Consider the following 6,117-nt stretch of genomic DNA (forward strand, 5'->3'; position numbering starts at 1 on the left):
ACTGGGTGTAGAATGGTACAAATGAATCCAGCACAATTCTTGCAAAATAATCATACATTTAGTGCATATAGTTTATTTGATGACAACATCAATCCAAAAACAACATATGATCATTTGAAACTTTTTGGATCAACAAGTGAAACTACATATACTTATGAATCGCTAATTGGCGATGAAAGATATCTTTTTACAACAATACCAGGTATGAACGAAAATCCTATATTAAGTTATTTTAGAGTATCTTCTAATAATGATAATGGTTCACTACTAGGAATTGGTTTTGGTGAACAAACAATTGTATATAAAAATGATACCCTAGGAATTACAAAAACATATAGTATCTATGAGTACTTAAAGGATGAAGGCTTTGAATATAACTTTGACTTTCCTGTAAAATATTCAAACGATTTAGGGGACGATAAAATACGGTGGTATTATCTTAAAAAAGATAATATATTTATTAATTATGCTGTACATATAGGTAATTATTTAAAACTACATTCATATGAAGTGGGTATAATCGATGAAAGTGTTTATGACATACTTAAAATGTATACTGAAGGTTACAACCTAACAATTGATTCAAATAATCATACACTAGTAAATACATATGAAACCGTTTATGCTGTAGGCGATTATATTAATGTAGTTATTGAAAAAAGTAATGAATCTGGTACGAGTAAATTATATATAAATGATGTATACATCAAAGATTTTGAATATAATGGATATCATTATGAGGCAAGCTTTTATATGTATGCCAAAGATGTTGTTGTAAGGATGGTTACTGAATAAAACTTAAAAAAAGATAAAACATTATTTTTTAAAAGAAAGTATACACCCATTTACTCGTAATGATTAAATGGGTGTGTTTATTTATAATTGATTATAAAAAATTAACAATTTATATTCAGTTTAAGATATATGACATGGATTGGTTACAATAAGTTAGACAGAATTAGAGTAGACATTTTAAAAACAAACTTAATAAACACTATAAGTAATATTAATTGACAAGTAATTAAAATTAAGATATGATATAAACATACCCCCCCATATAGGGGTTAACTAAGGAGTGCACATATGAAAAAAAATCAATTTAATTCTAAGTCTAAGCATAATCATGAACACGCAATGGATGATAAACACGAACACATGAATCATCATAACCATGACGGACATCATCATCATAATCATGAACACATGAATCATCATAACCATGATGACCATAATCATCACAAACATCATCATCACGGCAACTTTAAGAAGATATTTTTAATTTCCTTACCACTTGGTTTAATTGTAATGTGGTTATCACCTTTTATGGGTATACACTTACCATTTCCATTTTATTATGAGTTTAAATATTCAGATATCCTTGCTTTATTTATTTCTATAATACTATTCATTTATGGTGGTAAACCATTTATACAAGGTGCAGTAACGGAACTTAAAAATAAACAACCAGGTATGATGGCACTTGTTACAATGGGTATTAGTGTATCTTTTATATATAGTGTATTTGCTGTGGTTATAAGATATATTACAGGTGAACACTATATGGATTTTTTATTTGAGTTTGCTTCGTTATTACTTATTATGCTACTTGGTCACTGGATAGAGATGCTTGCTTTAATGAAAGCAGGTGATGCACAAGAATCACTTGCAAAATTATTACCTAAAAATGCTTTACTACTAAAAGAGCATGGTGAAATGGTAGAAGTTCCAATTTCACATTTAAAGATAAATGATGTAATCATTGTCCAATCAGGTGAAAATGTTGCTGCAGACGGCATCATTTTAAAGGGTGAATCCAGAGTTAATGAATCTTTATTAACTGGAGAATCAGTACCTGTAGTAAAGAAAGTTGGTGACTTTGTTATAGGTGGATCAACAAACGAATATAGTAAGCTAGAAGTTAAAGTCACAAAAACAGGCAAAGATGCATATTTATCACAAGTTAAAAACTTAATTATGGATGCACAATCTAAACCTTCAAGAGCCGAAAATAATGCTAAAAAAGTAGCAGGATGGCTATTTTATTTAGCATTATTTGCAGCACTTGTATCATTTGTTGTATGGTATTTGATGGAGGATTTAAATAGTGCTATTTTATTTTCAATTACAACTTTAATTATTGCATGTCCACACGCGCTTGGTTTAGCGATACCTCTAGTAATATCTAGAAGCACTAGCATTGGCAGTTTAAATGGTGTTTTAGTAAAAGATAGACAAACCTATAATTTAACTACTAAAGCGGATATTGTTATATTAGATAAAACAGGGACACTAACCACAGGTATTTTTAAAGTACAACATATTGATCTACTAGATAACTCACTAACGGAAGAAGAAGTTATTTCTATTTTATATGGCATAGAATCAGCATCTAGCCATCCGATTGCACAATCCATTATAGAATATGCTAAAAATAAGGATATTAAAGCTTTAAAATTCGATAAGATCAATTACATATCAGGTAAAGGATTAGAAGGTAGTGTTGGTTTAGATACTTATGAGTTTATAAGTGTAAATGCATATAAAGAACCAATCACGATTCAAAATGATTTTGGGTACACAGTAAGTATTCTATTAAAAAATAATAAAGCGATTGGGGTTGTCAAATTAGGTGATAGTCTAAAGACTTCAAGCCAAAAACTTATAAAAGAATTAAAACATAAAGGTATAAGACCTATTATGGCAACAGGTGACAATGAATATGCTGCAAAAATTGTAGCTAATAAACTAGACATTGAATATTACGCTAATCAGTCACCTGAAGATAAATATAAATTAGTTGAAAAGTTTAAAAAACAAGGTTTAATTGTCATAATGATGGGAGACGGGATTAATGATGCACCTTCTTTAGCACTTGCAGATGTTGGTGTAGCAATTGGAGCTGGTACTCAAGTTGCTATAGACTCTGCGGATGTTATTTTAACAAATTCAGAACCAGGTGATATTGCATCATTTATTGACCTATCTTTTAAGACAAACAAAAAAATGAATCAAAATTTAATTTGGGGTGCTGGTTATAACTTTATTGCAATACCAATTGCAGCTGGTATTTTAGCACCATTTGGAATAATTTTATCACCTGCAATTGGTGGTGTATTGATGTCACTTTCAACTGTAATTGTTGCACTTAATGCACTAAGTTTAAACATGATTAAATCTTGATTAAAAGATCAAATAATTACTTAAAGCATTAAAAATAAGAGTATTTGATATATGACATTTAGCACATTATATAATTATTTTAAATTTTTTGGTTGATATATTAGGTATGTTATATTATAATGTGTTTACAAATAAATATAAATAGAGGTTGCGATTAAGAAGAGTAGAGTGTGGAGCCGGTAGGCAATGAAGCACTTCAAAGGCAAAATCGCCGAATAAATAATGAAGACATTTATTATTTATGGGGTTATTGAAAATATCAATAACACTCCTACGAAAGTAGAGGAGCTATTATAATTGATATTATAAAACGCTTCTTGGCGTTTTTTTTGTAAATAAATAGAAGGTGGTTTAAAATGAAAAAAATTCTAACAATACTCATGATAGTAATCATGAGTACGGCATTATTTGCTTGTACAACACAATCAAATAATGAAATAAAACAAGATTTGGTGGTAGGACTAGAAGCTGCTTATGCGCCATTTAACTGGACAGTTACAAGTATAAGTGATTATTCATATCCAATCAGCAATCAACCAGGTTCACATGTAGATGGGTATGATGTGCAAATGTCCAAGGAATTAGCACGTATTATGGACCGTAACCTTACTATTAAGGCAATTGAATGGGATGGATTAATTCCAGCTTTAAATAGTGGTGAGATTGACGTGATTATAGCAGGTATGAGTCCTACGAGTGAACGTAAACTACAAATTAATTTTAGTGATGAGTACTACCGTTCTGAAATAGTTATGGTGGTAAAAAGAAATTCAGTTTATGAAAATGCTACACGCCTAATAGATTTTAGTGGATCAAAAGTGGTTGCTCAAAGAGGTACACTTTACGATGATTTAATTGATCAAATTGATAATGTAGTGCATCAAACACCACTAGATGCTTATAGTAATTTAGTAGCTGCTGTTACAACTAATGTATCTGATGCTTTTGTTGCAGAACTACCTGTTGCCGAATCTGTTGTAAAATCAAATCCATCATTAGCTATTGTAAAGCTTGAACAAGGTTACGGGTTTGAGTCAGAAGAATCAGATATTACAGTATCTGTTGGTATGAGAAAATCAGATACTGATTTACTTAATGAAATTAATAGTGCATTATCTCAAATAAGTGTAGAAGTTAGAAATCAAATGATGACTGAAGCAGTACTTAGAAATAACGAATCCGAACTGACTTTATTTGGACTTATTACGAAGTATCTATCACTTTTTGTTCAAGGAGTAGGGGTAACCTTATTACTAGCAATTACTGGTACATTTGGTGGATTTATATTCAGTTTAGTACTCGTTTTTGGAAAAACCCAAAAAATTGATAAAAAACGAGATAATATATTTAAAAAAATAATCAAGCGTATATCTAATGGTTTATCAACAGCCTACATTGTTTTATTTAGAGGTACACCAATGATTGTTCAAGCAATGATTTTTTATTACGGTGTAAAACTTATAACGGATATATCTTGGTGGACACCACTTTCTGCAGGTTTAATTATTGTTATTTTAAATACCTCTGCTTATATAGCAGAAATACTACGAGGTAGTATGAATGCTATAGATAAAGGTCAAATGGAAGCAGCAAGATCATTAGGATTTTCAAGAATTAAATCCTTACTTTATATAGTTTATCCACAAGCGATAAAAAACGCACTGCCTGCCATTGGAAATGAATTTATCGTAAATTTAAAAGATACAGCAGTTTTAAGTGTCATTGGTGTCTTAGATCTGTTTAATGCAACCCGTCAGGTTGTAGGTGCAACCTATGATACAGTAACACCATTTATTATTACAGCACTTATCTATTTATTCTTAACAGGAGTTACATCCATAGCTGTGAATTATCTAGAAAACCATAAGGCTGGGAAGGAACTTAAAGATGCGTAAAATATTAGAGGTAAAGAATTTATCAAAACGTTTTGGTAAAAATCATGTATTAAAAGATATTAACTTAACAATTAATGAAGGTGATGTGGTCACCATTATTGGTTCATCAGGTAGTGGGAAAACCACATTACTTAGATGTTTAAACTTACTTAATGAACCAGATGGTGGACACATTATCTTAAATGATAATGACTTGATGGATCCAAATACAAATCTTGATCAACTTAGAATGAAAATTGGTATGGTATTTCAATCATTTAATTTATTTATTAATAAGAATGTTATTGATAACTGTACACTTGCACCAATTAAACTACTTAAAATGTCTAGAGAAGAAGCAAATGAGCTTGCATTAAAATTACTTGAAAAGGTAGGAATGAAGGAATTTGCTTATAAAAAGATAGATACATTATCAGGTGGACAAAAACAAAGAGTAGCAATTGCAAGAGCACTTTGTATGAATCCACAAATTATGTTATTTGATGAACCAACATCGGCACTTGATCCTGAGTTAACGGGTGAAGTTTTAGAAGTTATGAAGAGTTTAGTTGATGAAGGTATGACGATGATCATTGTGACACATGAAATGCAATTTGCTAAAGAAGTATCTAGCAGAATCATTTTTATGGATCAAGGTATGATTGTTGAAGAAGGTGCGCCAAGTGAAATATTTGATAATCCAAAAATGGAACGCACAAAAGCATTTTTAAAATAACTATAATAAAGACGATAGAAAATTAAGTTCTATCGTCTTTTTCTTTGTCTGAAAATAAAAAATCATATTAAAAAACTTCACTATACTATTAAATAAACAATTAGTGATTTAATAGTATAATAGATATATAATATTCAATTTTTATTAAAATAATCTATGGGGGATTTTTTATATGATTAAAATTAAGTTTAGGTATATATCATTATTTTTTGTATCATTTATCCTTATATTATTAACTGGGTGTAGAATGGTACAAATGAATCCAGCACAATTCTTGCAAAATAATCATACATTTAGTGCATATAGTTTATTTGATGACAACATCAA

At 29.9% G+C, this 6,117-nt stretch carries 4 protein-coding genes and 1 riboswitch; all 4 genes read left to right on the forward strand.

All coding sequences use genetic code 11. The features are described from left to right. The coding region (locus tag G324_RS0100470) for a hypothetical protein (RefSeq protein WP_210994103.1) at nucleotides 1-795 on the forward strand (795 nt) is incomplete at its 5' end. Nucleotides 796-1,083: 288 nt separating this feature from the next. After that, entirely contained in the window at nucleotides 1,084-3,180 is a 2,097-nt protein-coding gene (locus G324_RS0100475; RefSeq protein WP_162146763.1) for a copper-translocating P-type ATPase, read from the forward strand. Nucleotides 3,181-3,314: 134 nt separating this feature from the next. Then, a riboswitch (Lysine riboswitch) is annotated at nucleotides 3,315-3,479 on the forward strand. A 57-nt stretch (nucleotides 3,480-3,536) separates the two neighbouring features. After that, nucleotides 3,537-5,075 (forward strand): ABC transporter permease subunit, encoded by a 1,539-nt coding sequence (locus G324_RS0100480; RefSeq protein WP_025724438.1) that lies wholly within the window; start codon nucleotides 3,537-3,539, stop codon nucleotides 5,073-5,075. Further along, complete coding sequence (locus tag G324_RS0100485) at nucleotides 5,068-5,790, forward strand: ATP-binding cassette domain-containing protein (RefSeq protein WP_025724439.1); 723 nt, start codon at nucleotides 5,068-5,070, stop codon at nucleotides 5,788-5,790. The genes G324_RS0100480 and G324_RS0100485 overlap by 8 nt, the downstream gene beginning before the upstream one ends. Nucleotides 5,791-6,117 lie beyond the last annotated feature (327 nt).

This window comes from Acholeplasma granularum ATCC 19168 (assembly GCF_000526235.1).
Taxonomy (GTDB): domain Bacteria; phylum Bacillota_I; class Bacilli_A; order Acholeplasmatales; family Acholeplasmataceae; genus Acholeplasma; species Acholeplasma granularum.

Coding starts and splice junctions, on each gene's coding strand:
- G324_RS0100475 (WP_162146763.1), top strand. CDS start 1,084: ATGAAAAAAAATCAATTTAATTCTAAGTCTAAGCATAATCATGAACAC.
- G324_RS0100480 (WP_025724438.1), top strand. CDS start 3,537: ATGAAAAAAATTCTAACAATACTCATGATAGTAATCATGAGTACGGCA.
- G324_RS0100485 (WP_025724439.1), top strand. CDS start 5,068: ATGCGTAAAATATTAGAGGTAAAGAATTTATCAAAACGTTTTGGTAAA.